The sequence below is a fragment of the Paraburkholderia sp. UYCP14C genome, assembly GCF_004197395.1.
Taxonomy (GTDB): Bacteria; Pseudomonadota; Gammaproteobacteria; order Burkholderiales; family Burkholderiaceae; genus Paraburkholderia.
This window is the reverse complement of sequence record NZ_SELS01000220.1, coordinates 1-1,791: the sequence shown is the minus strand read 5'-3', so window position 1 is coordinate 1,791 and position 1,791 is coordinate 1. Positions and strand designations below refer to the sequence as shown.

1 protein-coding gene is annotated in these 1,791 nt (G+C 66.3%); it reads right to left on the bottom strand.

Going from position 1 to position 1,791, the window contains the following annotated elements; translation table 11 throughout:
* Positions 1 to 64: 64 nt before the first annotated feature.
* Positions 65 to 1,768, bottom strand: a complete 1,704-nt coding sequence (locus tag EVC45_RS44400) for a site-specific integrase (RefSeq protein ID WP_129964336.1) — start codon at positions 1,766 to 1,768, stop codon at positions 65 to 67.
* Between the last annotated feature and the right edge of the window lie 23 nt (positions 1,769 to 1,791).

Genomic DNA, 1,791 nt, shown 5'->3' with positions numbered 1-1,791 from the left:
TACAGGGGTTCCAAGCCGGAACCGCAGAAATTTTCGAAGTCTTTTTGATTCAGCAGGTTAGCCGCTATTTCCGGGCGGCAAAGGCCTGATTCATCTGCCGTGCCCGCTGGATCTTGTCGCCGTGCAGGTACATCGACGTCGTCGCGATCGAAGCATGACGAAGATTATCGCGCACGCTCGTGAGCTCAGCCCCGCGGGCGAGCGCATGACTCGCATGACTGTGGCGCATCCAGTGCGGACTCGCGCGTCGCAGCTTGTCGGCGGCGACCGGGTGGTCGGTCTGGATCACGTCGGCGACCTGCATAAAGAAGCGGCGCATCACGCGCCCCAGTCGTGAACCCACAATGCCGGCGGCTCTGTCCTCGCCGAGGCTCGCGACCAGTGGCGTTTTCGGATTCCAGCGTGCCGGCGTGACGGGTAATTGCCGCTGGACAAGATACTGGTCGAGGGCGGTACGGGCGAGCGGCGGCAGCGCCACCTGGCCGGGTTTGCTGCCCTTCCCAACCAGATGCAGCCAGTGATCTCCGTGCTCGTCCACACGAATATTGCCGAGCATGGCACCGACCAGTTCACTGGCGCGCAAACCCGTCGCGTAACCGAAGTCGAGCAGGAAGCGCAGCCGCTGCGCGGCTGGCTCCGACCAGCCGTAGGACCATTCGAGGCCGTCGGCAATCGCACGTATCAGCAGCCACTCGCCTTCGGTAAAACCCCGGGTCGTGTCGAGCGCGGGCTGCGTGGTGTGGCCGCGGACCTTGACGCCGGCGAACGGGTTGGCGAGCACGTAACGCTGCTCGATCAGCCAGCGGAACAGCGCCGACAGCACCGTGAGGGCGTACGCCGCCGAGCGTGCCGAGAGGCCGCCCGCAAACGGTCGCCACTCGACGGAATCACGCGGTCGCGGCTGCCCGACCCAGCGCTCGCGCGGCGTCGGCCGACGCACGAACGCCCGGTACGCGATCGCGTCGTCGGTCGTTAGTGACGACAGCGCCCGCTCGCGTTCGACGATGGCCCACAGGATCAGCCGCTCAGCTTCCTTGCGATAGGCGCACTGCGTCGCCGCAGTTTCGTGCAGCGCAAGCCACGCCTGTAAGGCTTCGTAATCGTTCACCGCGTTCAGCGTGCAGGCTTCGCGCGGGGCCCGGAAGCTACCTTGGGAACCATCGACCTCGTGCGGCAGACGCAACTGCTCCCACGGCACGATGCCACCGCGCTGCGTAACGGCAATCAGGGCACGGGCGCGCTCGGTCAGGTGAGGATGCACGGCAAAGAAGATTTCGACCTGCCGCGCCCCAGTCTCGCCGAGCCCTTCGATTGCTCGCCACCAGCCGCGCCGACGCGGGACACGTACGGTGAGCTCGGAAAGCGTGTGAATGCCGTGCGCGCGCAGGGCATTCACAGTCCGGGGCACAAGCCACCGGTCGATGTCGTCGCTGATCTGGGGTTGGGGCGCAGTCAGCGACGGCAATGTTCTGATTGCGCGCTCGACTGCGCTGGCCCGACGCTGCCGCTCTTCGGGGAGGTGCTGGAATACTGCGGCCAGATCCGGCCGGTGGCGGCTTTGCGCGAACGCCATGAGCTGCCGGCGGATGCGGCCGAGCATGCCCCGCGCGGACTGGCCCGACGTCTTGTGATCGGGCAGATAGCGCAGGACGGCGGCACGGGAGCTAAGGCCTGCATACCAGCCCCGTAGCGCGGCCAGCGAATCGGCATCCGGGAACCCGGGTTCGGCAGGCGTTGCGGCTGGCCGCCGGGTCTGACGCGTTTTCATCAGTTGAGGTTGCATGGAATTAA